The organism is Cellulomonas sp., from assembly GCF_015234515.1.
Taxonomy (GTDB): domain Bacteria; phylum Actinomycetota; class Actinomycetes; order Actinomycetales; family Cellulomonadaceae; genus Cellulomonas.
In genome coordinates this window covers 91,626-117,386 of sequence record NZ_JADGMY010000029.1, presented here as the reverse complement: position 1 = coordinate 117,386, position 25,761 = coordinate 91,626, and the positions used below count along the sequence as shown (strand labels likewise).

20 protein-coding genes and 1 tRNA gene are annotated in these 25,761 nt (G+C 71.7%); 7 read left to right on the top strand and 14 right to left on the bottom strand.

The features are described from left to right. The 3 genes from IR158_RS16540 to polA form a co-directional block, all read right to left on the bottom strand. A partial coding sequence (locus IR158_RS16540) for a cation acetate symporter (protein ID WP_291814749.1) occupies positions 1 to 938 on the bottom strand: 938 nt, incomplete at its 3' end. Next, on the bottom strand, positions 935 to 1,303 hold the full coding sequence (locus tag IR158_RS16535) for a DUF485 domain-containing protein (RefSeq protein ID WP_291814748.1): 369 nt from the start codon (positions 1,301 to 1,303) through the stop codon (positions 935 to 937). The genes IR158_RS16540 and IR158_RS16535, both read right to left, overlap by 4 nt. A gap of 166 nt (positions 1,304 to 1,469) precedes the next feature. Next, positions 1,470 to 4,127 (bottom strand): DNA polymerase I, encoded by a 2,658-nt coding sequence (gene polA / locus IR158_RS16530; RefSeq protein ID WP_291814768.1) that lies wholly within the window; start codon positions 4,125 to 4,127, stop codon positions 1,470 to 1,472. 87 nt (positions 4,128 to 4,214) lie between these two features. On the opposite strand from polA, the gene IR158_RS16525 reads away from it, so the two are divergent. After that, the gene (locus tag IR158_RS16525; protein WP_291814745.1) at positions 4,215 to 4,619 is read left to right on the top strand and encodes a hotdog fold thioesterase; all 405 of its coding nucleotides are present in this window, start codon (positions 4,215 to 4,217) and stop codon (positions 4,617 to 4,619) included. Here the strand turns inward: IR158_RS16525 and IR158_RS16520 are convergent. Then, complete coding sequence (locus tag IR158_RS16520) at positions 4,535 to 5,203, bottom strand: GNAT family N-acetyltransferase (RefSeq protein ID WP_291814743.1); 669 nt, start codon at positions 5,201 to 5,203, stop codon at positions 4,535 to 4,537. The two genes, IR158_RS16525 and IR158_RS16520, sit on opposite strands and share 85 nt — an antisense overlap. 327 nt (positions 5,204 to 5,530) lie before the next feature. On the opposite strand from IR158_RS16520, the gene IR158_RS16515 reads away from it, so the two are divergent. The 4 genes from IR158_RS16515 to IR158_RS16500 are packed head-to-tail and all read left to right on the top strand — an operon-like array spanning position 5,531 to position 9,772. Beyond that, entirely contained in the window at positions 5,531 to 7,006 is a 1,476-nt protein-coding gene (locus tag IR158_RS16515; RefSeq protein ID WP_291814741.1) for a branched-chain amino acid ABC transporter permease, read from the top strand. Between the two features lie 18 nt (positions 7,007 to 7,024). Next, positions 7,025 to 8,011 (top strand): branched-chain amino acid ABC transporter permease, encoded by a 987-nt coding sequence (locus IR158_RS16510; RefSeq protein ID WP_291814739.1) that lies wholly within the window; start codon positions 7,025 to 7,027, stop codon positions 8,009 to 8,011. Next, positions 8,001 to 8,954: an ABC transporter ATP-binding protein gene (locus IR158_RS16505; protein ID WP_291814737.1), complete on the top strand. Its 954-nt coding sequence runs from the start codon at positions 8,001 to 8,003 to the stop codon at positions 8,952 to 8,954. The genes IR158_RS16510 and IR158_RS16505 overlap by 11 nt, the downstream gene beginning before the upstream one ends. Next, positions 8,951 to 9,772 (top strand): ABC transporter ATP-binding protein, encoded by an 822-nt coding sequence (locus IR158_RS16500; protein WP_291814735.1) that lies wholly within the window; start codon positions 8,951 to 8,953, stop codon positions 9,770 to 9,772. Before IR158_RS16505 ends, IR158_RS16500 begins: the two co-directional genes overlap by 4 nt. 155 nt (positions 9,773 to 9,927) lie before the next feature. On the opposite strand, the gene IR158_RS16495 is transcribed toward IR158_RS16500, so the two are convergent. After that, positions 9,928 to 11,211, bottom strand: a complete 1,284-nt coding sequence (locus tag IR158_RS16495) for an ABC transporter substrate-binding protein (RefSeq protein WP_291814733.1) — start codon at positions 11,209 to 11,211, stop codon at positions 9,928 to 9,930. A gap of 217 nt (positions 11,212 to 11,428) precedes the next feature. Then, a complete protein-coding gene (locus tag IR158_RS16490; RefSeq protein ID WP_291814766.1) occupies positions 11,429 to 12,064 on the bottom strand; it encodes a response regulator in 636 nt (211 codons plus the stop codon). A gap of 186 nt (positions 12,065 to 12,250) precedes the next feature. Here IR158_RS16490 and IR158_RS16485 point away from each other — a divergent pair. After that, positions 12,251 to 12,324, top strand: a tRNA-Leu gene (locus IR158_RS16485). Positions 12,325 to 12,395: 71 nt separating this feature from the next. On the opposite strand, the gene IR158_RS16480 is transcribed toward IR158_RS16485, so the two are convergent. Beyond that, positions 12,396 to 12,959 carry an isochorismatase family protein gene (locus tag IR158_RS16480; protein ID WP_291814732.1) on the bottom strand — a complete coding sequence of 188 codons (564 nt, stop codon included), beginning with the start codon at positions 12,957 to 12,959 and terminating at the stop codon, positions 12,396 to 12,398. Positions 12,960 to 13,117: 158 nt separating this feature from the next. On the opposite strand from IR158_RS16480, the gene IR158_RS16475 reads away from it, so the two are divergent. Continuing rightward, positions 13,118 to 13,954, top strand: a complete 837-nt coding sequence (locus tag IR158_RS16475; protein ID WP_291814730.1) for a hypothetical protein — start codon at positions 13,118 to 13,120, stop codon at positions 13,952 to 13,954. A 65-nt stretch (positions 13,955 to 14,019) separates the two neighbouring features. Here the strand turns inward: IR158_RS16475 and pyk are convergent, their stop codons facing one another. From pyk to trpC, 7 genes are all read right to left on the bottom strand, one after another. Next, positions 14,020 to 15,456 (bottom strand): pyruvate kinase, encoded by a 1,437-nt coding sequence (gene pyk / locus IR158_RS16470; RefSeq protein WP_291814728.1) that lies wholly within the window; start codon positions 15,454 to 15,456, stop codon positions 14,020 to 14,022. 109 nt (positions 15,457 to 15,565) lie between these two features. Continuing rightward, positions 15,566 to 17,041 (bottom strand): glutamate synthase subunit beta, encoded by a 1,476-nt coding sequence (locus IR158_RS16465; RefSeq protein WP_291814726.1) that lies wholly within the window; start codon positions 17,039 to 17,041, stop codon positions 15,566 to 15,568. Beyond that, complete coding sequence (gene gltB / locus IR158_RS16460; RefSeq protein WP_291814724.1) at positions 17,034 to 21,599, bottom strand: glutamate synthase large subunit; 4,566 nt, start codon at positions 21,597 to 21,599, stop codon at positions 17,034 to 17,036. Before gltB ends, IR158_RS16465 begins: the two co-directional genes overlap by 8 nt. Before the next feature lie 168 nt (positions 21,600 to 21,767). Further along, complete coding sequence (lgt, locus tag IR158_RS16455) at positions 21,768 to 22,631, bottom strand: prolipoprotein diacylglyceryl transferase (RefSeq protein ID WP_291814722.1); 864 nt, start codon at positions 22,629 to 22,631, stop codon at positions 21,768 to 21,770. Beyond that, the gene (gene trpA / locus IR158_RS16450; RefSeq protein WP_291814720.1) at positions 22,628 to 23,464 is read right to left on the bottom strand and encodes a tryptophan synthase subunit alpha; all 837 of its coding nucleotides are present in this window, start codon (positions 23,462 to 23,464) and stop codon (positions 22,628 to 22,630) included. The genes lgt and trpA overlap by 4 nt, the downstream gene beginning before the upstream one ends. Beyond that, entirely contained in the window at positions 23,461 to 24,738 is a 1,278-nt protein-coding gene (trpB, locus tag IR158_RS16445; protein WP_291814718.1) for a tryptophan synthase subunit beta, read from the bottom strand. Before trpB ends, trpA begins: the two co-directional genes overlap by 4 nt. A 38-nt stretch (positions 24,739 to 24,776) precedes the next feature. Continuing rightward, the gene (gene trpC / locus IR158_RS16440; RefSeq protein WP_291814716.1) at positions 24,777 to 25,589 is read right to left on the bottom strand and encodes an indole-3-glycerol phosphate synthase TrpC; all 813 of its coding nucleotides are present in this window, start codon (positions 25,587 to 25,589) and stop codon (positions 24,777 to 24,779) included. Positions 25,590 to 25,761: the final 172 nt, after the last annotated feature.

The window sequence follows — 25,761 nt, the reverse complement described above, 5'->3', positions numbered from 1 at the left end:
AGCACCAGGGTGAACAGGTAGAAGATCCCGATCAGCCAGATCGCCCACACCACGGACCGACGCGCCTCCTTGGCCGACGGCACGGTGTAGAAGCGCATGAGCACGTGCGGCAGGCCGGCCGTCCCGAGCACCAGGGCGAGCGCGAGCGACAGGAAGTTGAGCTGCGTGAGCGAGGACGCACCGTACTGCGCGCCCGGTTCGATGAGCCGCTCCCCGTTCTCGCCACCGTTGTCGATCGCGCCCTGCAGCAGCGCCGACAGGTCGAAGCCGTACTTCGCGAGCACCCACGCCGTCATGAGTCCGGCACCGGCGATCAGAAGGATCGCCTTGATGATCTGGACCCAGGTGGTGCCCTTCATCCCACCCACGAGCACGTACAGGATCATCAGGGCACCCACCACGGCGATCACGAGGGCCTGCGCTGCGAGACCCTCGATGCCGAGGAGCAGCGCCACGAGTCCCCCGGCGCCGGCCATCTGCGCGAGCAGGTAGAAGAACACGACCGCGAGCGTCGAGATCGCGGCGGCCATGCGCACGGGCCGCTGCTTGAGCCGGAACGACAGGACGTCCGCCATCGTGAAGCGCCCGGTGTTGCGCAGCAGCTCGGCGACGAGCAGCAGCGCCACGAGCCACGCGACGAGGAAGCCAATGGAGTAGAGGAAGCCGTCGTACCCGTAGATCGCGATCGCCCCGCAGATGCCGAGGAACGAGGCTGCCGACAGGTAGTCGCCCGCGATGGCGGTGCCGTTCTGCGGGCCGGTGAAGGACCGCCCGGCCGCGTAGTAGTCCGCGGCTGTCCTGTTGTTGCGCGAGGCGCGGAACACGATGATCAGCGTCACCAGGACGAACGCGCCGAAGATCGCGATGTTGACCACGGGGTCGCCGACCTGCCCGCTGTCGGCGGCCGCGGCCAGCACGGTGGCGTCGTAGCGGGTCATGCGGGGCTCCCCTCAGGGCGGCGCGACTCGCCGCCGTCGATCAGCGCGCCGGACTCGATGTGCTCACGGAGGTTCTCGGCCACCGCGTCCTGCTTCTGGTTCGCCCACCGCGCGTAGGCCATGGTGATGACGAACGTCGAGACGAACTGGCCGAGGCCGAAGAGCAGGCCGACCGTGATGTTGCCGACCACCCGCTGGCTCATGAAGTCGTGCGCGTAGTTGGCGAGCAGGACGTACAGGAAGTACCACGCCAGGAACAACGCGGTCATGGGGAACACGAAGTTGCGGAACCTGCGTCGCAGGTCCTGGAACTCCGGCGAGCGTTGGACGCGCTGGTAGTCGGTCTCCTGAGCACTTTCGGACACGTGCACCTCCGCTGGTCCAGACGGCCCCGTCGCCGTCAGGGGGACCACTGTGGCGTACGACACCCCGAAATATCCACAGATGACGCACGAAAACGTCACGGTGTACCGAGAAACCCCACTCGCGTCACACGATCCGGTGACCCGTGGCGCCGCTGGGCCGGTCGCGTCAGTGCCCCGCCTCGTGCCAGCTGGCGCCCGCACCGACCGAGACGTCGAGCGGCACGTCGAGCGGGCCACCCGGCAGGCCGTCCCCGGCACGCCCCATCTGCTCGCGGACGAGAGCCTCGACCTCCTCGCGCTCCCCCTGTGCCACCTCGAGCACGAGCTCGTCGTGCACCTGCAGCAGCATCCGGGAGCGCAGCCCGCGACGCACCAGCTCCGCGTCGACACCGAGCATCGCGAGCTTGATGAGGTCGGCGGCGCTGCCCTGGATGGGGGCGTTGAGCGCCATACGCTCCGCCGTCTCCCTGCGCTGCCGGTTGTCGCTCGTGAGGTCCGGCAGGTACCGGCGACGTCCGAGGATCGTGGCGGTGTAGCCGGTCGCGCGTGCCGCGCCGACCACGCCCGTGAGGTAGTCGCGCACGCCGCCGAACCGCTCGAAGTAGTCGGCCATGAGCGCCGAGGCCTCCGAGACCTCGATGGACAGCTGCTGGGACAGCCCGTACGACGACAGCCCGTAGGCGAGGCCGTAGCTCATGGCCTTGATCTTGGAGCGCATCGCCGGGGTGACCTCGTCGGTCGGCACGCCGAACACGCGCGAGCCGACGTAGCTGTGCAGGTCCTCGCCCGAGCGGAACGCCTCGATGAGGCCCTCGTCGCCGGACAGGTGCGCCATGATCCGCATCTCGATCTGCGAGTAGTCCGCCGTCAGCAGCGTGGCGTACCCCGGACCCACGACGAACGCCCGTCGGATCTGCCGGCCTGCCTCGGTGCGGATCGGGATGTTCTGCAGGTTCGGGTCCGCCGACGACAGCCGGCCGGTCGCCGCGATGGTCTGCTGGAAGGTCGTGCGGATGCGCCCGTCGTCGGCGACCGAACGCAGCAGCCCCTCGACGGTCTGGCGCAGGCGGATCGCGTCGCGGTGCGCGAGCAGGTGCTCCAGGAACGGGTGCCCGGTGCGCGCGAACAGGTCGGTCAACGCCGCCGCGTCGGTCGTGTACCCGGTCTTGATCCGCTTGGTCCGCGGCATGCCGAGCTGGTCGAACAGCACCTCCTGCAGCTGCTTGGGCGACCCGAGGTTCACCTCGCGGCCGATCACCGCGTACGCGTCCGCGGCTGCACCCTGCACCTGCTCGTCGAACCCGCGTTCGAGGGAGGTCAGGTACTCGACGTCGATGGCGATGCCCGTGCGCTCCATGCGCGCCAGGACGCCCTGCAGCGGCAGCTCGAGCTCGTCGAGGAGCGTCGTCGCCCCCCGGTCCGCGACCTCGCTGCCCAGGACGTCGACGAGGTCCCGCACGGCTGCGGCGCGGACGGCAGCGCGTCTGCCCTCGTCGGCACCGTCGACCTCCAGGTCGAGGGCACCCTGGCCCTGCGACGAGCTGTCGTCGCTCCCGAGCTCACGGCGCAGGTAGCCGATCGCGAGATCGGGCAGGTCGTACGCGCGGCGGTCCGGCTGGCAGAGGTAGGCGGCGAGCTCGGTGTCGAAGCGCACGCCCGCGAGCGCGAGCCCGCGCCCGTCGAGCGCGTGCCAGGCCTCCTTGGCCGCGTGCAGCGCCTTGCCGCGCGCCGGGTCGGCGAGCCAGGCCGCGAGCGCCGCGTCGTCGTCGGGCTCGATGGCGGTCAGGTCGTACGCCACCGCCTGACCCGCGCCGTCCGCGATAGCGATCCCCCAGGCGTCTCCGCGGCCGGGGGCGCCGGTGCCACGCACGTCCAGGCCGAGAACCTGGTCCGCCCGGGCGTCGAGCCAGGCACCGAGTCCACCGACCCCGGTCTCGACGAGGTCGAGCGCGGCCGCGGTCGCGACGCGCTCGTCACGCCCCTCGTCGGGCAGCATCGCGAAGAGCCGGTCGCGCAGCGTCCGGAACTCGAGCTCGTCGAGGAGCTCGTGCAGTGCGGTGCGGTCCCACGGGCGGACCGCGAGGTCCTCCGGGCCGACGGGCAGCTCGAGGTCGTCGACGAGCCGGTTGAGCTCGCGGTTGAGGGCGACCTGCTCGAGGTTCGCCCGCAGCGACTCCCCGGCCTTGCCGGTGATCCGCTCCGCGTTCTCCAGGACGCCCGCGAGCCCGTCGTACTGCGCGATCCACTTGGCCGCCGTCTTGGGGCCGACGCCCGGGACCCCGGGCAGGTTGTCGCTCGTCTCGCCGACCAGCGCCGCGAGGTCGGGGTAGCGGGCGGGCGGCAGCCCGTACTTCGCCTCGACCGCCTCGGGCGTCATGCGGGCGACCTCCGACACGCCGCGTACGGGGTACAGCACCGTGACCGTCGGGCCCACCAGCTGGAACGTGTCCCGGTCCCCCGAGCAGACCAGGACCTCCATGCCCTGGTCGCGCGCCTGCGTGGTCAGGGTCGCCAGGATGTCGTCCGCCTCGAACCCGGGCTTGTCGAGGACCTGCACGTGCATGGTGGCCAGCAGCGTCCTGATGACGTCGACCTGACCGCGGAACGGCTCCGGGGTGGCGGCGCGGTTGCCCTTGTAGGACTCGAGCCGCTCGGTACGGAACGTGGTCCTGCCCGCGTCGAACGCCACCGCGACGTGCGTGGGCTCCTCGTCGCGCAGCAGGTTGGCGAGCATCGAGGTGAACCCGAACACCGCGTTGGTCGGTTGCCCCGTCGACGTCGCGAAGTTCTCGACGGGCAGCGCGTAGAACGCGCGGTACGCCATGGAATGTCCGTCGATGAGGAGCAGGCGCGGGGTGGTCGAGCTGCTGGTCGTTGGCTGGTCGGCACGCACGGTGCCAACCTATCTGCCATGTCCGACATCCCCTTCGTGGTCCCGCCCACCGACGACACGCTCCTGCACCGCATGGGCATCGAGATCACGCACGTCGACGCCGAGGGGGCCATCGGCACCATGCCCGTCGAGGGCAACACCCAGCCGTACGGGCTGCTGCACGGCGGGGCCTCTGCCGCGCTGGCGGAGACGCTCGGCTCGCTGGCCGCGGTGGCGCACGCCGGCCCCGGCCGCGCGGCCGTCGGCATCGAGCTCAGCGCGACCCACCACCGCTCGGCCCGGACGGGCACCGTCACCGCGACGGCGCGCGCCCTGCACCTCGGCAGGTCGCTGGCGACCTACGAGGTGGTCGTCGAGGACGCCGACGGCCGACGCCTCTGCACGGCTCGGCTCACCTGCATGCTCATCGACGCACCCGCCTGACGCGCACGCTCCTGCTCCCCGGCCGCGTGAGCCCGCGCCCGGCGCCGACGCTCGATGAGGTCCTCGAGTCCTCGCGACGCGGGGCGTCGTACGGGGGCCGGGACGTCGAGCGCCAGACGCCGCAGCAGCGCGCCGGTGCTCACGGTGCGGTGCGCTGCTGCGGGTGCGAACCCCAGGCGTGCCAGGAAGCGCTGCATCCCGCGCGAGCCGGGCAGCGGGGCGGCGTACACGTCGGTGGCGCCGGCGGCGTCCGCGAGCTCCGCGAGGCTCCGGAGCATCGCGTGGCCGAGCCCGCGGCGTCGCCACTGGGGGCGCACGTACACCGCGTCGAGGCTCAGGACCATGGTGCCGGACAGCAGCCCCGGCCCCAGGAGCCGGCTCAGCACCATGCCGGCGGGCTCGCCGTCGCAGGTCGCCACCAGGGCGACGCCGTCCGGGACCGAGGCGAGGGCCTCGAGCTGGTCCCGCAGCAGCCGACGGTCGTCCGAGCACAGCTGGCGGCCGACACCGGACTCCGCACGCGCCTGCAGGCAGAGGTCGACGAGATCCTCGAGATCGGACGACGACGCGCGTCGGACGTGCACACCTGGCCGCACTGCGGGCCTCCCGGGGACGAGGGTCGGACGTCGGGCGTCCGGTCCCCCGGTCCGCACGCCCTGCGTCGATGATGGCCCAGACCCGGGCGCCTGCCTAGTCCGGGACGGCACCACGTCCCGGTGAACCGGGAGGAACCCCCCGCAACAGGGTGCGCTGCACGACGCGGTTCGCCATCGATCGGCGCAGAACCCTCGCGCTGACGTAATGAACAGGACACAATCCCTCCCTATCGTCTGCTGACCGGTGGGCGATGTCCCATGACCCGTGCGGCGACTCCGTGTGCCCGTGCCCGACGATCTGGACGGAGGTCTGACGTGCGACCAGTCGCGTGCCGGGACCGTTCCGTCGCCCTGCGACGAGGAGGCGCCGGCATCCTGCTGGCCGCCCTCACCGCCCTGTCGACGCTCCTCGTCGGCGGGTCCGCGCACGCGGCGACCACCCCCTGCAGCCCGGACGACGCCACCGCGTGCCTCAACGTGACGGTGACCGTCCCGGGCTCCGGGCCGGCCGCCGGCGTCGCCCTGAGCGTCGAGGGCGAGGGCGGCACGGTCGCCGCCACGACCGACGTTGCCGGGAAGGCGTCGGTACCGCTGACCGCGGCGGGTGACTACACCGTCACGGTCGACGAGAGCACGCTGCCCGCCGGGACGGTCCTCAAGGACCCGGCAGCCAACCCGGCCGTCGTCACGGTGGCCCTCGGACGCTCCGCCGGGCGGATCGTGCAGGTCGTGCCCCCGGAGCAGGCCGGCGTGGAGACGGGAGAGCCGGACGACGGGGACGCCTCGACGGGTGCCGGGACGGGGAGCACGGGCGGTGCCGACACGGGGGCCGGCGCCGACACGGGGGCCGGCGCCGACACCGAGGCGGGTGCCGAGGCAGAGGCGAGCGCGGAGGCCTCGGCGGGTCCCGGGACCAACCGGTACGCCCAGCTCGTGCTCGCAGGCCTGGTCTTCGGTGTGCTGCTGGCGCTGGCCGCGCTCGGCGCGAACCTCATCTACGGGACGACGGGGCTGTCGAACTTCTCTCACGGGGAGCTCGTCACCCTCGGTGGGATGACCGCGTTCATGGCCGTGCAGTGGTGGGACCTGCCGCTGTGGCTGGCGATCGTCATCTCCACGGCGGCGGGCGGCGTCATGGGATGGCTGCTCAACCGCGTGCTGTTCGGGCCGCTGCGACGCCGCGGCGTGGGTATCACGCAGCAGATGATCGTCACGATCGGCCTGTCGCTCGCGATGCTGTCGTCGTTCCTCTTCTTCTTCGGTGCACGGCCTGCCCCGATCGTGTCGGGGATCTCCCAGCGCATGCAGATCGGGCCGGTCCAGATCTCCGGGCAGTCGCTCGTGTCGGTCGGGATCGCGCTCGTCGTGCTGGCCGCCGTGGCCTTCGTGCTCGCCCGGACGCGGCTCGGTCGCGCGACCCGGGCGGTCTCCGACAACCCGGCGCTCGCAGCCGCCACGGGCATCAAGGTCGAGTCGGTGGTCAGCCGCGTGTGGATCGTCTCCGCCGCGCTCGCGTCCCTCGGCGGCGTGCTCCTGGCCCTGTACCTCAACACCACGCGGTTCAACTTCGGCTCGACGCTCCTGCTGCTGATGTTCGCCGCGATCACCCTCGGAGGGCTGGGGTCACCGCTGGGCGCCGTGCTCGGTGCGCTCGTGATCGGCCTGGTCGTGGAGCTCTCGACGCTGGTCATGCCGAGCGACATGCGTTACGCGAGCGCGCTCGTGATCCTCATCCTCGTCCTGCTGCTGCGGCCGCAGGGCATCCTCGGGCGCGCCGAGCGCATCGGTTAGCGGGAGGTCGTCGCCGTCATGGACTACGGACAGCTCTTCACGAACGTCCTCAACGAGATGCTGGGCCCGACCGCGATCGCGTACGCGCTCGCGGCGATCGGGCTCAACATCCACTTCGGGCTCACGGGTCTGATCAACATGGGGCAGGCCGGGTTCATGCTGCTCGGCGCCTACGGCTTCGCCGTCGCGACGATCCAGGGCGCCCCGCTGTGGCTCGCGTTCGTCGTGGCGATCGGCGCGGCGGTCGTCTTCGCACTCCTCCTCGGTCTGCCGACGCTCAAGCTGCGGGGCGACTACCTGGCGATCGTCACCATCGCCGCCGCGGAGATCGTCCGCATGGTCGGGCGCTCCACGGCCCTGACCGACGTGACCGGCGGCTCCGAGGGGCTGACGGGCAACGCGTTCAAGGGCACGTTCCAGGACGCGTCGCCGTTCCCCGACGACCGGTGGGCGCTCGGTCCGATCACCCTGGCGACCAACACCTCCAACTCGTGGTGGCTGCGGATCGTCGGCTGGGGGCTCGTGCTGCTCGCGTGCCTGCTCGTGTGGCGCCTGATCCGCAGCCCGTGGGGACGGGTCCTCAAGGGCATCCGCGAGGACGAGGACGCCGTGCGCGCGCTCGGCAAGAACGTCTACGGCTACAAGCTGCAGGCCCTCGTCCTCGGCGGCGTCTTCGGCGCGCTGGGCGGCATCGTGTTCGTGCTCGCCAGCTCGGTGCAGGCCGACTCCCTCGGCCGGCCCGTCACGTTCAACACGTGGACCATCCTGCTGCTCGGTGGTGCGGCCACGGTGTTCGGGCCCGTGCTCGGGTCCCTGCTCTTCTGGGGGGCGCTGGTCTTCGTCCGTGGATTCCTCCGCGGCGTCGTCCCCCCCGAGGTGCTGTCGGTGCAGCAGATCGAGCAGATCGGCTGGATCCTGGTCGGGCTGACCCTGATGATGCTCATCGTCTTCCGGCCCCAGGGCATCCTGGGCGACAAGAAGGAGCTCGCGATCAATGCCCGCTGAGGACGTCGTCGAGCGGGCCAGGCACGACCTGGCCCAGATCCCCCGGGTGCCCGGTGCCCCCAAGCCCGATGCCCTGCTCGTCGCCGACGGGGTGAGGCGCAGTTTCGGTGGCGTCAACGCGGTGGACGTCGACCACGTCGAGGTCCAGAAGCACGTCATCACCGCGCTCATCGGACCCAACGGCGCCGGCAAGACCACGTTCTTCAACCTCATGACCGGGTTCGACAAGCCGGACACCGGCAGCTGGGTCTTCGACGGCACACCTCTGGCCGGCGTTGCGGCCTCCCGCGTCGCCAAGTCCGGCATGGTGCGCACGTTCCAGCTGACCAAGGCGCTCGCCCGCATGACGGTGCTCGACAACATGCGCCTCGGTGCCCGGGACCAGCCGGGCGAAGGACTGTTCACCGCACTCGTGAAGCCGTTGTGGGCGCCCCGCGAGCGGGCGATCACCGAGAAGGCGATGACGCTGCTCGAGCGCTTCAAGCTCGACGCGAAGAAGGACGACTTCGCCGGATCCCTCTCGGGCGGTCAGCGCAAGCTCCTGGAGATGGCACGCGCCCTGATGTCCGACCCGAGGCTCGTGATGCTCGACGAGCCGATGGCCGGCGTGAACCCGGCGCTCACGCAGTCCCTCCTGGGTCACATCACGGACCTGCGCGACTCCGGCACGACGGTGCTCTTCGTCGAGCACGACATGCACATGGTGCGGCACATCTCCGACTGGGTCGTCGTCATGGCGCAGGGCAAGGTCGTCGCGGAAGGCCCGCCGTCGGAGGTCATGGCCGACCAGGCGGTCATCGACGCGTACCTCGGCGCGCACCACGACACCGACCTCGGCGACGACGCCCTGCTGGACGAGGGCGGTGTCATCGACGCCGAGGCGGAGGCCGAGGCCGACGCCGAGCTGTCGCCGACGACCAAGGCTGAGGAGAAGGCTCCGTGACCGAGACCACCGCACCTGCGCTGCACCGTGGAGAGCCGCAGGGTGAGCCGCTGCTGCACGCAGACTCCCTGGTCGCGGGCTACGTGCCCGGCGTGAACATCCTCAACGAGTGCTCGCTGGTCCTGCACCCCGGCGAGCTCGTCGGGATCATCGGCCCCAACGGCGCGGGCAAGTCGACGTTGCTCAAGGCGCTCTTCGGGCTCGTCGGCATCCGGTCGGGAACCCTGACCCTGCACGGCGAGTCGATCACGAACCTGCGAGCCGACGTGCTCGTGCAGCGTGGCGTGGGGTTCGTCCCGCAGACGAACAACGTGTTCCCGAGCCTGACGATCGAGGAGAACCTCCAGATGGGCGTCTACCAGACGCCCCACAAGTTCGCGGAGCGGCTCGAGGTGGTCCTCGCGCTGTTCCCCGAGCTGACGCACCGCCGCAAGCAGCGCGCGGGAGCCCTGTCCGGCGGTGAGCGGCAGATGGTGGCGATGGCGCGGGCGCTCATGCCCGAGCCGTCCGTCCTGCTCCTCGACGAGCCGTCCGCGGGGCTGTCCCCGGTCCGGCAGGACGAGGCGTTCCTGCGCACCCGCCGCATCAACAAGGCGGGCGTCTCGGTCGTCATCGTCGAGCAGAACGCGCGGCGCGCGCTGCAGATCTGTGACCGCGCCTACGTCCTCGACCAGGGCCGCAACGCCTACTCCGGCCCGGGGCGGGAGCTCATGCACGACCCGAAGGTCATCGAGCTCTACCTGGGGACGCTGGCGACCGACGTGGACGCCGCCCGGGACGCCGAGCGGGCGGGCCCCGAGGACTCCCCCGCCGCCTGACGAGCAGCACGTGGCCCGGTGGCCGGCCCGCAGGGGTCGCCCACCGGGCCCCGTCGTGTCTGCCTCGTCGCCCCCTGCGCCGCCTCACGGGCACGCACGACGACGGCCCCCGGAGCCGGTGGCTCCGGGGGCCGTCGATCAGGCGGCCGGCGAGGTCAGCCCTGCGGGACCTCGCCCTCCTCCGAGCGGCTGAACGTGTAGGTGTTCTCCGGCCCGAACTGGTAGATGCCGATGAACGCCGACGACGGGTCGTTCGCCTCGTTGAACGGCCCGACGCCCGACACGGCCTGGTAGGCGATGTCCTCGCCGTCCTCGAGGAGCGCCTTGCACTCCTCCCAGCCCGTGCAGTCCGTGCCACCGTCGGCGCCGGAGACAGCGACCATGTTGGCCTGGATGGTCTCACCGTCGGACGCGCCGCCCTTGAGCGCCGCGAGCGCCACGAGCAGGGTCGCGTCGTACGACTCGGGGCCGTACGAGTAGTCCTTCAGGTCCGGGTCGATCTCCAGCATCCGCGCCTGGAACTCCTCGGACGGGTACGCACCGGGCAGCGTGCCCTGCGCGTCGGCGAGGGTGCCGGCCGGGAAGCCGATGTCGCCCTCGACGCCGAAGTTCTGCAGGTTGCCGTCCACGAAGTAGGTCTTGCTCATGTCCCAGCCCTGCGACACCAGCTCGCGCACGATCGACGGCGTCTGGTTCGTGAAGGACAGGATCGCGATGGCGTCCGGGGACGCGGCGATGGCGTCGGCGACGATGGTGGCGAAGTTCGTCTCCGTGGGGTCGAACTCCTCCCCCGAGGTGCCGTACACGACGGTCCCGCCTGCCTCGGTGACGACGCCCTCGACGACGTCCCGCAGCGACGTGCCGTACGAGTCGTTGAAGACGAGGATGCCGACGTTGCTGGCCCCGTCGCCGACGATGAGGTTGCCGAGGACGTCGCCCTGGACGGTGTCCGGCGGCGCCGTGCGGAAGTAGAAGTCCGAGTAGCCCGACAGGTCCGTCGCCGTGTTGGCCGGTGAGACCTGCACGATGCCGGCGCCCGTGATGTCGTCGACGATGTTCTTGGTCACCGACGAGGACGCGGCACCGATGACGGCGGACACGCCCGAGGAGATCAGCTGCTGCGCCGATCCGGTCGCCACCGACGCGTTCTCGGCGTCCGAGGAGTCGGTGTGCTCGACCTCGACGTCGGCACCGAACAGGCCGCCCGCGTCGTTGATCTCCTTCACCGCGAGGTCGACGCCGGCGATCTCCGGCGGACCCAGCTGCGCGAGCGAGCCCGTGACGGGGAGGATCGTCCCGATGCGGAGCGGTTCGCCGCTCCCCCCGCCGGTCGCCTCGCCGTCGCCGGCGGCACCGGAGTCGCTGCTGCAAGCGGTGAGCGCGAGCGCGACCGCCCCTGCGACCGCCAGCCCGCGTCCTGCACGTGTCGATCGAATCATTCGTGTGGTACCCCTCTGTGAGCCCTGCACGACCGCGACCCGTGGGCGGGCCCCGACGATGTGGCGCGAACGTACTCATGGTTTGTGTCCGCCATGTGAATGGCAATGTCTCACCACCATGTCGTTGTGGACTTGTGACCATCGACACAGCGAGCCCGCACCGACGGGGGTGTCGGTACGGGCTCGGGTGGGCGCCGCGGGCGCCGGGCGGGGGACGTCAGGACGACGCGCCACCCACCTGCTCGATCACGGCGTCGGCGACCTCGCGCATCGTCAGGCGGCGGTCCATCGACGTCTTCTGGATCCACCGGAACGACTCGGGCTCGGACAGCCCCATCTTCGTCATCAGCAGACCCTTGGCACGGTCCACGCGCTTGCGCGTCTCGAAACGCTCGGCGAGGTCGGCCACCTCGGACTCCAGCGCGGTGATCTGCGCGTAGCGCGAGATGGCGATCTCGACCGCCGGCAACAGGTCGGCCGGGCTGAACGGCTTGACGACGTACGCCATCGCCCCGGCGTCGCGCGCCCGCTCCACGAGCTCGGTCTGCGAGAAGGCGGTCAGCAGCACGACAGGCGCGAGGTGCGCCTTGCCGATGCGCTCCGCCGCGGAGATGCCGTCGAGCACGGGCATCTTGACGTCCATCACGACGACGTCCGGCCGCAGCTCGGTCGCGAGCTCGACCGCGCGCTCGCCGTCGCCGGCCTCGCCGACGACCTCGAACCCTGCCTCGGTGAGCGTCTCGACCACGTCCATGCGGATGAGCGCCTCGTCCTCCGCGACGACAGCCCGGCGCGCCGGCCTGCTCGCGGACGGCGCTGCCGCACGCGGTGCGGGATCGGCGGACAGGTCCACGGCCTGCGGCGCGTCCTGCGTGGGCTCGGTGCTGTCGTCCTTGGTCACGTGCCCAGAGTAGTGCGCCTGCCGGGTGTGATGGAGCGAAGGCGCTCGTGGTCACCGTCACGTGGCGCGTGTCACGCGCACGCGAGCCGCGAGCGGCGACGACGTGGTCACGTCGGATCCCACTAGGCTGGCCCCGCAGCCCCGATAGCCCAACCGGCAGAGGCGTTCGGCTCAAACCCGATCCAGTGTGGGTTCGAATCCCACTCGGGGCACCGCATCCACGTGCACCGCACGAGCGCTCGCGCACCGCACCGAGGTGCACGAGCACTCCTGCTCCCCCGCATCAGGTGGTCGAGGCACCCAGGTCCACCTCCGCGGCAGTCGCCGTGCCCGCCGTCCGTCCGGGCGCCTCCTGGAACCCCCAGTACAGGTTCGTGTGCGCGATGACGCCCGCGGGCGGCGGCGCACCCCACGCGGACAGGTCCTCGGTGGTGTGGGCGTCGGACACGAGCGTCACGTCGTACCCCCGCGTGAGCGCACCGTGGAGTGTCGAGCGCACGCAGGCATCCGTCTGTGCGCCCGCGACCACGAGCCGTCCGACGCCGCGGGCCGCGAGCACGCCCTCCAGGTCCGTCGCCTCGAAGGAGTCGCCGTACCGCTTGTGCACCACCGGGTCCGTCTCGTGCACCGTCAGCTCCGGGACGATCTGCCACGTCGACGACTCCAGGGGGAGCTCGTCGCTGCTGTGCTGCACCCACACGACGTCCGTGCCGCCGGCACGGGCCCGTTCGACGAGCGACGCGATCCGTCCGACGACGCCGTCACGGTCGTGCGCGCCGTCGAGCACACCGGTCTGGACGTCGATGACGAGCAGCGCGGTGCGGTCACGGTTCTCGAGCGTGGTCATGGCGCCTCCTGCGGTCCGTGCTGGTGCTGGTGCTCGTGCTCCCACGCTAGGACCGACCCCTGACACCGGCCCGGACGGCCCTCTCCTCGACGCCGCGCGGACCCGCTCACGCGGTGGCAGGGTGTGCGCGGGAGGTAGCCGAGGTGGAGCCGGGGAGCATGTCGACGGCGGAGCGCCGGGCCGTGCGGTCCACGTACCGCAGCCTGCGCCTCGGTGTCGTGCTGCTCCTCGTGCTCCTGGTCACGGCGGTCGCCGTGGAGGCGTCGCGGGCAGGCTGCTGGCTGGACTCGCTGAGCGCCTACTACTGGACCGGGGCGCACGACGCGGTCGTCGGTGCCCTGTGCGCCGTCGGCACCCTGCTCGTGGTCTACACGGGCACGGACGACGTCGAGGACGCGTTGCTCGACGTCGCGGGCTTCCTCGCCCTCGTCGTCGCGCTGACGCCCACCGAGCCCGGCAGCGGGTGCGCCGGCGACGTCGTCGCGGACGTCCCCGCCGCCCTCGCCGACGCACGCACGAGCCTGACGGCGCTCGTCGTCGCCGGCGTCCTGGCGACCGGCGCCCGCACGTTCGTGGCGGTCCGGAGCGGCGGATCGGCGGCGGCGACCCTGGCGCGGGGCGCCGGCGCCCTCGTGGTGCTCGCGGTGGCCGTCACGCTCGTCGCGGCGCCCGAGCTCCTGCTGCGCGAGGCGCACGACACGGCCGCCGTGCTGCTCTTCGTCGCCGTGGTCGCCGTCGTGGTGCGCAACGCCTTCGCCGCGCGGTCCGTGTCGAGCCGGCGGGCGCTCGCCTACGCCGTCCTGGGCGCGACGATGCTGCTGACGCTGTCCGCCGTGGTCGCGCTGAACGCGACGATCGGGACCTGGGGGCACGCCGTGCTCGTCATCGAGGCGCTGCTCGTGGCGCTCTTCGCCGCGTTCTGGGTGCTGCAGACGATCGAGCACTGGGGCGCGGAGGTGGCGCGGCCCCGCGTGACGCCGCCGACGCCTCGGTAGCAGGCCCACGCACGACGACGGCCGCCGCCCCGGGTGCGGGGTGGCGGCCGTCGGGCGTGACGGGGTCAGGCGGTACGGGTGCGTGCCACCTCGTCGTCACCGATCTTGTGCACGACGACCGTGTTGGTCGAGCCCACGACGCCCACGGGCGTCCCGGCGACGACGACGACGTAGTCGCCGACCTCGGCCAGGCCGTTCGCACGCAGCGTGTGGTCGACCTGGCTGACCATCGAGTCCGTGCTGTCGACCCGCGGCACCTGGTACGTCTGGACGCCCCAGGAGAGCGACAGGCGGTTGCGCACGTCCTCCTCAGGGGTGAAGGCCAGCAGCGGGATCGGTGCCCGCAGGCGGGACATGCGCCGCGCGGAGTCGCCGGACTGCGTGAACGTCACGAGGTACTTGACGCCGATGCGCTCACCGATCTCCGCCGCCGCGCGCGTGATCGCACCGCCGCGGGAGGAGGGCACCGAGCCGAGCGGAGCGATCCGCTCGCGGCCCAGCTCCTCGGTGCTCTCGATGATCCGCGCCATCGTGCGCACGGCCTCGATCGGGAAGTCGCCGACGCTCGTCTCGCCGGACAGCATGACCGCGTCCGCGCCGTCGAGCACCGCGTTGGCGCAGTCGGACGCCTCGGCACGCGTCGGGCGGGGGCTCGTGATCATGGACTCGAGCACCTGCGTCGCGACGATGACCGGCTTGGCGTTGCGACGCGCGAGCTCCACGGCCCGCTTCTGGACCAGCGGCACCTGCTCGAGCGGGAGCTCGACGCCCAGGTCGCCGCGGGCGACCATGATGCCGTCGAACGCCTGGACGATCTCGTTGAGGTTCTCGACCGCCTGCGGCTTCTCGATCTTGGCGATGACCGGGACGACCCGGCCCTCCTCCTCCATGATGCGACGCACGTCGTCGTAGTCGGCCGCCGAGCGGACGAACGACAGCGCGATGAGGTCCGCGCCGACGTTGAGGGCCCAGCGAAGGTCCTCCTCGTCCTTGTCGCTCATGGCGGGCACGGACACGGCGACGCCCGGGAGGTTGAGGCCCTTGTTGTTCGACACCGGGCCCGGCACCTCGACGCGCGTGACGACGTCGCTGCCCTCGACCGCGGTGACGCGGACGAGCACCTTGCCGTCGTCGATGAGGATCGGGTCACCGGGCTTGACGTCGCCGGTCAGGCCCTTGAACGTCGTCGAGACGCGCTCCTTGGTGCCCTCGACGTCGTCCGTCGTGATGGTGAAGACGTCGCCGACGGCGAGGTCGTGCTTGCCCTCGATGAACCGCCCGAGGCGGATCTTGGGGCCCTGGAGGTCGACGAGGACGGCCACCGAACGGCCCGAGGCCTTCGCTGCGGCACGCACGTTGTCGTACACACGCTTGTGCACCTCGGTGTCCCCGTGGCTGCGGTTCAGGCGTGCGACGTCCATGCCGGCGTCGACGAGGGCCTGGACCTGCTCGGGGGACTCCGTCACGGGACCGATGGTGCAGACGATCTTGGCTCTACGCATAACTCGAGACTATGCCTTCCTGGATTTCGGCGTTAAGGCCGGACGTCCCGGGGGACGTGCCCGGCCTGCGGGTACGCACATCCCGGGAAGGGATATTCGGGCGACGGGCTCAGGGGCGAAGTGCCACCGTGCTCGCCGAGACGGGGGCGGGCAGCTCGGAGGAGCCCGACAGGTAGGCGTCCACGGACGCCGCGGCGGCGCGTCCCTCGGCGATGGCCCACACCACGAGGGACTGTCCGCGGCCTGCGTCACCGGCGACGAAGACGCCCGGCACGCTGGTGCCGAAGTCGTCGTCCCGGGCCACGGCGCCGCGGCCCGTGAGCTCGACGCCGAGCTGCTCGGTGAGGTCCTCGGTCTCCGGGCCGGTGAAGCCCATCGCCACGAGTACGAGGTCGACGGGGATGTCGCGCTCCGTGCCGGGGGTCGGGACGCGCCGCCCGTCCGGCAGGTACTCGGTCGTGGCGAGGCGCAGGGCGCGCACGTGGCCCGCACCGTCACCCTCGTCGCCGAGGAACGCGACCGTCGAGGCGAGGTAGTCCCGCTCCCCGCCCTCCTCGTGCGACGACGAGACCTCGAAGAGGACCGGGTCGGTGGGCCACGGCTGGCTCGCGGGGCGCTCGGTCGGGGGCTTCTTGCCGATGGCCAGCGTCGTGACCGACGCCGCGCCCTGCCGCAGCGCGGTGCCGAGGCAGTCCGAACCGGTGTCGCCGCCGCCGATGATGACGACGTGCTTGCCCTCGGCGGTGATCTGCTCCGGGACGTCCTTGCCTGCGACGACCGCGTTGGCCTGGTGCAGGTAGTCCATCGCGAAGTGCACGCCCTCGAGGTCGAGCCCGGGCACCTGCAGCTGACGCGGCACGGTCGCGCCCGTGGCGAGCACGATGGCGTCGTAACGGGCCTGGAGCTGGACCCACGTGACGTCTTTGCCGACCTCGACACCGGGTCGGAAGCGGGTGCCCTCCGCACGCATCTGCTCGAGGCGGCGGTCGATGTGGATCTTCTCGAGCTTGAAGTCCGGCACGCCGTAGCGCAGCAGGCCGCCGATCTCGTCGTCGCGCTCGTACACCGCGACGGTGTGCCCGGCGCGGGTGAGCTGCTGCGCGGCCGCGAGGCCGGCGGGGCCCGACCCGACGACGGCGACCGTGTGACCGGTCAGCCGCTGCGGCACCTGAGGCGTGACGAGCCCGCGCGCGAACGCCTCGTCGATGATCGAGACCTCGACGTTCTTGATGGTGACGGGCGGCTGGTTGATCCCCAGCACGCAGCTCGACTCGCAGGGAGCCGGACAGATCCGCCCCGTGAACTCGGGGAAGTTGTTGGTCGCGTGCAGGCGGTCGATCGCGTCGGCCCACTGACCTTGCCGCACGAGGTCGTTCCACTCGGGGATGAGGTTGCCCAGGGGGCAGCCGTTGTGGCAGAACGGGATGCCGCAGTCCATGCACCGGCCGGCCTGCTCCCGCAGGAACGGCTGGCCCTCCTCGAGGTGGGCGTGCACGTCCTTCCAGTCGCGCAGACGCACCTCGACCGGGCGGTTGGGCGGGAGCTCGCGTTCCCGCACCTTCAGAAAGCCACGGGGGTCAGCCACGGGCCACCTCCAGGATCTTGTCCCACACGCCCGGCGCGCTCGGGTCGAGGCCGTCGGCCTCGGCCTGCGCGAGGGCGCCGCGGACGCGGGCGTACTCGGTGGGCAGCAGGCGGGTGAACCGCGTGCGGGTGCCGCCCGGGTCCTCCAGCAGCTGGGCGGCGACGAGCGAGCCCGTCTCGTCCGCGTAGGAGCGCAGCAGGCTCTCGACGAGCGCGAAGTCCTCGTCGTCCAGGGGGTCGAGCGCGAGCTCGCCGCTGCGGACGGCGTCCACGTTGACCAGCTCGGGCGTCAGGTCGAGCACGTACGCGGTGCCCCCGGACATCCCGGCACCGAGGTTGCGTCCGGTCGGGCCGAGGACCACGACCGTGCCGCCGGTCATGTACTCGCACGCGTGGTCGCCCACGCCCTCGACGACGAGCGTCGCGCCGGAGTTGCGCACCCCGAAGCGCTCGCCCACCAGGCCGCGCAGGAAGATCTGCCCGCTGGTCGCGCCGTACCCGATGACGTTGCCGGCGATGACGTTGTGCTGGCTGCTCAGGGCCGAGCTCCGGTCGGGACGGACGACGAGGCGACCGCCCGACAGGCCCTTGCCGACGTAGTCGTTCGCGTCGCCGAAGAGCCGCAGCGTGATGCCCCTCGGCAGGAACGCACCGAACGACTGGCCCGCCGACCCGGTCAGCGTCGCGTCGATGGTGTCGTCGGGCAGCCCTGCGCCGCCGTACCGCTTGGTCACCTCGTGGCCCAGCATGGTGCCGACCGTCCGGTTGACGTTGCGCACGGGCAGCGCGATGCGCACGGGCTCCGCGCGCTCGAGGGCGTCGGCAGCCAGCGCGATGAGCTGGTTGTCGAGCGCCCGCTCGAGCCCGTGGTCCTGAGCCCGCGCGTGGGACAGGCTCGAGCCGGGCTTCGGCTGGGGCACGGCCAGCACGGGCGTCAGGTCCAGCCCCTCGGCCTTCCAGTGGTCGACCGCGTGGCGGGTGTCGAGCATCTCGACCCGGCCCACGGCCTCCTTGATCGACCGGAACCCGAGCGCCGCGAGGTGCTCACGCACCTCCTGGGCGATGAACTCGAAGAACGTCACGACGAACTCCGGGCGTCCCGTGAACCGCGCCCGCAGCTCCGGGTTCTGCGTGGCGACGCCCACGGGGCAGGTGTCGAGGTGGCAGACGCGCATCATGACGCAGCCGGAGACGACCAGCGGGGCCGTGGCGAAGCCGAACTCCTCGGCCCCCAGGAGCGCCCCGACCAGCACGTCGCGTCCCGTCTTCAGCTGGCCGTCGACCTGCACCACGACCCGGTCACGCAGGTCGTTGAGGACCAGGGTCTGCTGGGTCTCCGCCAGGCCGATCTCCCACGGGGTGCCGGCGTGCTTCAGCGACGTCAGCGGGCTCGCGCCCGTGCCGCCGTCGTGCCCCGAGATCAGCACGACGTCCGAGTGGGCCTTGGCCACGCCGGCGGCCACCGTGCCGACACCGAACTCGCTGACGAGCTTGGTGTGGATCCGTGCGGAGGGGTTGGCGTTCTTCGCGTCGTGGATGAGCTGCGCGAGGTCCTCGATCGAGTAGATGTCGTGGTGCGGCGGGGGCGAGATCAGCCCGACACCCGGGGTCGAGTGCCGCGTCTTGGCGACCCACGGGTACACCTTGTGACCGGGCAGCTGACCGCCCTCGCCCGGCTTCGCGCCCTGGGCGAGCTTGATCTGGATGTCGTCCGCGTTGGTGAGGTACTCGGACGTCACACCGAACCGGCCGGAGGCGATCTGCTTGATCGCCGAGCGGCGCCGCGGGTCGTGCAGACGGTCGGGGTCCTCGCCGCCCTCCCCGGTGTTCGACTTGCCACCGATCTCGTTCATCGCGATCGCCAGCGTCTCGTGCGCCTCGGCGGAGATCGAGCCGTACGACATGGCCCCGGTGTTGAACCGCTTGACGATCTCGCTGACGGGCTCGACCTCGTCGATGGGCACGGGTGGGCGGACGCCCTCCTTGAACCGCAGCAGGCCGCGCAGCGTCATCAGCCGCTCCGACTGCTCGTCGACCCGTGCCGTGTACTGCCGGAACACGTCCATCTGGCGCGTGCGCGTCGAGTGCTGCAGGCGGAAGACCGTCTCGGGGTCGAACAGGTGCTCCTCGCCACCCCGGCGCCACTGATACTCGCCGCCGACGGCGAGGCGCTGGTGCGCCTGGCGGTTGCCGCTGGCCGGGTAGGCGTCGGCATGGCGTGCCGCGACCTCGGCGGCGATCACGTCGAGCCCGATGCCCCCCAGCCGGCTGGTCGTGCCCGTGAAGTACCGGTCGACCAGCGCGTGGGACAGGCCGATCGCCTCGAACACCTGCGCGCCGCGGTACGACGCGATGGTCGAGATGCCCATCTTCGACATGACCTTCAGGACACCCTTGCCGAGCGCCTTGATGAGGTTGGCGACGGCCTTCTCCGGCGTGACGCCCGGCAGGTAGCCGCTGCGCGCCTGGTCCTCGACGGTCTCCATGGCCAGGTACGGGTTGACGGCCGCCGCGCCGTAACCGACGAGCAGGGCCACGTGGTGCACCTCGCGCACGTCACCCGCCTCGACGACCAGCGAGATCTGCGTGCGGGTGTGACGGCGCAGCGTGTGGTGGTGCACGGCCGACAGCAGCAGCAGCGACGGGATCGGCGCGAGGTCCGCGTCGGAGTTGCGGTCCGACAGGACGAGGAAGCTCACGCCGTCGGCGACCGCACGGTCGACCTCGGCGAAGATCTCCTCGAGGCGCCGCTCGAGCGCGGCCCCTCCCCCGTCGACCTTGTACAGACCGCGGATCGTCGTCGCACGGAAGCCGAGCGACGGCTCCTTCGCGACGTGCACGATCTTGGCGAGCTGGTCGTTGTCGATGACGGGGAACGGCAGCATGATCTTGCGCGCGTGCTCGGGCCCGTCGACCAGCAGGTTCGGCTCCGGGCCGATCGCCCCGCCGATCGAGGTGACCAGCTCCTCGCGGATCGCGTCCAGAGGCGGGTTCGTGACCTGCGCGAACATCTGGGTGAAGTAGTCGAACAGCAGCCGCGGTCGCTTCGAGAGGACGGCGACGGGTGTGTCCGAACCCATCGCACCGAGCGGCTCGGCGCCGGCGGAGGCCATCGGCGCCAGGAGGATCTTCAGCTCCTCCTCGGTGTAGCCGAACGCCCGCTGGCGGCGCCGCACCGACGCGGCCGAGTGTGCCACGTGCTCGCGGTCCGGCAGCTGCGAGAGGTGGACGGCGTTCTCCTGCACCCACTGCGCGTACGGCCGCTGGGCGGCGAGCTGGGCCATCACCTCGACGTCGGCGACGATCCGACCCTGCCCCGTGTCGACGAGGAAGAACAGACCCGGCTCGAGACGGCCCTTGGCGACGATCGACGCGGGGTCGATGTCGAGGACGCCCGCCTCGGAGGCGCAGACCACGAGGCCGTCCTCGGTCACCCAGTACCGCCCCGGCCGCAGACCGTTGCGGTCCTGCACGGCGCCGATGAGGGTCCCGTCGGTGAAGGTCATGGCGGCAGGACCGTCCCACGGCTCCATGAGCGTGGAGTGGTACTCGAAGAACGCCCGGGTCGACGGGTCCATCTGCGCGTGGTTCTCCCACGGCTCCGGGATCATCATCATGACCGCGTGCGGCAGGGACCGGCCGGACAGGTGCAGCAGCTCCAGCACCTCGTCGAAGCTGCCGGAGTCGGACCCGCCCGGCGTGCAGACGGGGAGCAGCGGGGCGAGGTCGCCCAGCAGGTCGGACGAGAGCATGCCCTGGCGGGCGGCCATCCAGTTGCGGTTGCCGCGCACCGTGTTGATCTCACCGTTGTGGGCGACCATGCGGAACGGCTGCGCGAGCGGCCACGAGGGGAAGGTGTTGGTCGAGAACCGCGAGTGCACCAGCGCGATCTCGGACGCGTACCGAGGGTCCGAGAGGTCCGCGAAGAACGGCTCGAGCTGCCCGGTGGTCAGCATGCCCTTGTAGGTGATGGTCCGTGCCGACAGCGACGCGAAGTAGACGCCGTGCTCCCGCTCGGCGCGCTTGCGCAGCCGGTACGCGCGACGGTCCAGCGCGATCCCGGAGAGCTCGCGCGACGGGTCGGCGACGACGAGCTGGCGGAACACCGGCATCGACGCGCGCGCGGTGGGCCCGACGAGGTCGGCGGTCACGACGACCTCGCGCCATGCGAGGACCTCGAGCTTCTCCTCCGCCGCGACGGCCTCGACCGCTGCCACGGCCTGCGCCCGCTCGGCGTCGTCGACCGGCAGGAAGGCCATGCCGATGGCGTAGTAGCCGGCAGCCGGGAGCTCGGCGTCCACGACGTCACGAAGGAAGGCGTCAGGGATCTGCGTCAGGATGCCGGCGCCGTCACCGCTGTCCTCTTCCGCGCCCACCGCACCGCGGTGGTCCAGGTTGAGGAGCGCCGTGAGGCCGGCGTCGACGATGTCCCTGCCGGGCGTTCCACGCAGCGTGGCGACGAATGCGAAACCGCAGGCGTCGTGCTCGGCCGCGGGGTCGTAGAGGCCGTGCCGGACTGGCGCCACGGCAGCAGCGGGGCTCGCGGGCGACGTCGACATCAGCACCGTCCTCACAGTCCCCGGCGGGGCCGGGGCGTCGAACGAACAAGGGGGGTACCGGGACGTCGTCGGCCCGTGGTGAAAGGCGACGATACCGCCCGCACGCCGGTATCGATGAACGCGTGGGACGACATCACGTCCGACGCACCGGTGTCACCGAGCGCGACGTTAGATGTCCGCCTCGTCGTCCTGCGTCGTGGGGGGTGTCGACAGGACGGTCGTGTCACGTCCAGGGTTGCGACGTCCGACCACGACGAACGCTACCAGCGCGCCGAGGCACACCACGATGGACGTCCAGACGTTGAGTCGCAGCCCGAGCACGGTCTCCGCCGGGTCGATGCGCAGCATCTCGATCCACAGACGTCCGGTCGTGTACAGCACGACGTACAGCCAGAAGGTCCGCCCGCTGCCCTGTCGCAACCTCGGACCCAGGTAGATCAGCAGCGCGGCTGCGGCGAAGTTCCACAGCATCTCGTACAGGAAGGTCGGGTGGAACAGCGTGCCGGGGTCGAAGCCGGCGGGCAGGTGGGCGTCGTCGATGCGCAACCCCCAGGGCAGGGTCGTCGGACCACCGAACAGCTCCTGGTTGAACCAGTTGCCGAGCCGGCCGATGCCCTGCGCGACGAGGAGTCCCGGTGCCAGCGCGTCCGCGAAGTCGGCCAGCCGCACCCCGTGGCGGCGGCAGCCGATCCACGCACCGACCGCACCGAGTGCGACGGCACCCCAGATGCCGAGGCCGCCCTCCCAGATGGCCAGCGCCTTCCACGGGTCGCCGCCGGGGCCGAAGTACGCGTCCGGCGAGCTGACGACGTGGTACAGCCGGCCACCGACGATCCCGAAGGGCACCGCCCAGTAGGCGATCTCGAGGACGGTCTCGGGGTCTCCCCCGCGCGCCTTCCACCGTCGCTGCGTCATGACGGTGGCGACCACGATGCCGAGGAGGATCGCGATCGCGTACGCCCGCAGCGGGAAGGGACCCAGGTGCCAGACGCTCTGCCCGGGGCTCGGGATCGCGAGCGGGAGGACGGTCATCGCGGTGTCCGCACCGCCGAGCGCACACCGTCGGCGAGGCCGCGCACGACGCCCGTGAGGGCGTCGAGACCTGCGGCCTCGTCGGGGGCCTCGAGCAGCGGCCGCACCAGGGCCGAGCCCACGATCACGCCGTCGGCGTACCCGGCGACCTGCGCCGCCTGCTCGGGGCGGGACACGCCGAGACCGACGCACACGCGGGACGCACCGGCGGCTCGCGTGTCGGCGACGAGCTGCTCCGCGCGCTCCCCCACGGTGGCACGCTCGCCGGTCACGCCCATCGTCGAGGCCGCGTACACGAAGCCGCGGCTCGCGGCGACGGTCGACACCAGCCGTTCGGGCGTCGAGCTCGGTGCGACCAGGAAGACACGGTCGAGACCGTGCGCGTCCGAGGCGGCCAGCCACTCGGCGCCCTCGTCGGGGATCAGGTCGGGCGTGATGAGGCCGGCGCCGCCCGCGGCAGCGAGGTCCCGCGCGAACGCCTCGACGCCGTAGCGCAGCACGAGGTTCCAGTAGGTCATGACCAGGATCGGCGCGCCGGCGTCCGCGACCTGCTCGGCGACGAGCAGCGTGTCCCGCACGCGCGTCCCGTGGGCGAGCGCGTGGTTCGCCGCCGCCTGGATGACCGGCCCGTCCATCACGGGGTCGGTGTACGGCACCCCGAGCTCGACGATGTCCACGCCTGCCTCGACCATCGCGCGCACCGCGCGCGCCGAGCCGGGCACCGACGGGAACCCGACCGGGAGGTACCCGATGAGTGCGGCGCGGGGCCGAGGTCCGGAGGCCAGCTCGTCGAGCTTCTCGCCCGTCTCCGATCGCACGTCCGTGACGCTCACAGCTGCTCTCCCTCGTCGGCCTTCAGCAGGGGCTCGGGCTCGATCAGCCCGAACCACGCGGCCGCCGTCGCCACGTCCTTGTCACCGCGGCCCGACAGGTTGACGAGGATCACGGCAGGCCGCCCGTCCTGCGCCCACGTCTCGGCCTCACGGCCGAGCGCGATCGCGCCGGCCAGCGCGTGCGCCGACTCGATGGCCGGGATGATGCCCTCGGTGCGGCACAGCAGACGGAATGCCTCCATCGCCTCGCCGTCCGTCACGGGGCGGTACTGCGCGCGACCGGTGTCGTGCAGCCAGGCGTGCTCGGGCCCCACGCTCGGGTAGTCGAGTCCGGCGGACACGGAGTGGCTCGGGAGGGTCTGGCCGTCCTCGTCCTGGAGCAGGTAGCTGCGAGCACCGTGCAGCACGCCGGGAGCGCCTCCGGAGAATCGTGCGGAGTGCCGTCCGGACGCGATGCCCTCGCCGCCCGCCTCGAAGCCGAACAGGCGGACCTGCGGGTCGTCGAGGAACGCGTTGAAGATGCCCATCGCGTTGGACCCGCCGCCGACGCACGCCACGACCGCGTCGGGCAGCGCACCCGTCTCGTCGAGGATCTGCGACCGCGCCTCGTCACCGATCACCTTGTGGAAGTCGCGGACCATCTCCGGGAACGGGTGCGGCCCGGTCACCGTGCCGAGCAGGTAGTGCGTCGACTCGACGTTGGCGACCCAGTCCCGCAGCGCCTCGTTGATCGCGTCCTTGAGCGTGCGGGACCCGATCGTGACGGGCACGACGGTCGCGCCGAGCAGCTCCATGCGGGCGACGTTCAGCGCCTGGCGCTGCGTGTCCTCCTCGCCCATGTACACCGTGCACTCGAGGTCGAGCAGCGCCGCGGCCGTCGCGGTGGCGACGCCGTGCTGCCCCGCACCGGTCTCGGCGATGACCCGTCGCTTGCCCATCCGCTTGACCAGCAGCGCCTGCCCGAGCACGTTGTTGATCTTGTGCGACCCCGTGTGGTTGAGGTCCTCACGCTTGAGGAAGACGCGCACGCCCTCGCCGACGTGCTGCGCGAACCGCGGCACCTCGGTGATCGGGCTCGGCCGCCCCGTGTACGTGCGGTGGAGCCGCTCGAGCTCGTCGGAGAACGCAGGGTCGGCCAGCGCCTTGCGGTAGTGCGTCTCGAGCTCGTCGAGCGCGGCGATCAGCGCCTCCGGGACGAACCGGCCGCCGAACTCCCCGAAGTACGGGCCTTCGTGCCGCGCGAGCGGTCCCCCTCCGCGCAGGACGTCACGCATGCTCCGCGTCCCGTGGCCACGGCCGCCCGCGGACGCGGTCACTGCCGTACCGCCCGCAGCGCCGGGTGGGCACCGGCCGCGACGAGGTCCGCCACGGACTGCCGAGGGGCGTCGTCCGTCACCAGGGCCTCGCCGACGAGCACCACGTCCGCCCCGGCGCGCGCGTAGTCCATCACGTCGTGCGGGCCCCGCACGCCGGACTCGGCGATCTTGACGACGTCCGACGGGATCGCGGGCGCGACCCGCGAGAAGGTGGTCCGGTCGACCTCGAGCGAACGCAGGTCGCGCGCGTTGACACCGATGACCCGCGCGCCGGCGTCCACCGCCCGCGCGACCTCCTCGGTGTCGTGCACCTCGACCAGCGCGGTCATCCCCAGGGAGTGCACCCGCTCCACCAGCGACTCGAGCACGGTCTGCTCGAGCGCGGCGACGATGAGCAGCACCAGGTCGGCGCCGTGCGCCCGCGCCTCCCACACCTGGTAGGGCGAGACCACGAAGTCCTTGCGCAGCACAGGCACGTCGACGCGCGCCCGGACGGCGTCCAGGTCGTCCAGCGAACCGTTGAACCGGCGCTGCTCGGTGAGCACCGAGATCGCGACCGCGCCGCCCTTCTCGTACTCGGCCGCCAGGGCCGCCGGGTCCGAGATCGCGGCCAGCGCGCCCTTGCTGGGGCTCGAGCGCTTCACCTCCGCGATCACGGTCACCGCGTCTGCCATCTTGAGCCGCGCCACGCACTGCAGCGCCGACTCACGGCGGGCAGCCCGCTCCTTGAGCTCACCGAGAGGCGTCGTCGCCTCCCTTGCGGCCAGGTCTTCCCTGACCCCCGCGACGATGTCGTCCAGCACTGTCATCGACCGATCATCCCCTCTGGCCGGTTGGTGCGGCACGTCCCGCTCTGTGGGCCGGGGTCGTCGCCGACGAGACATGGTAGACGTGCCGCGCGGCACGTCCGTCCACCCGCCCGAGGTGTGGACCGTCGCCGTCACCTCCGGCTCGTGGTCCAGCTCCTGGTCCAGCGGTGGT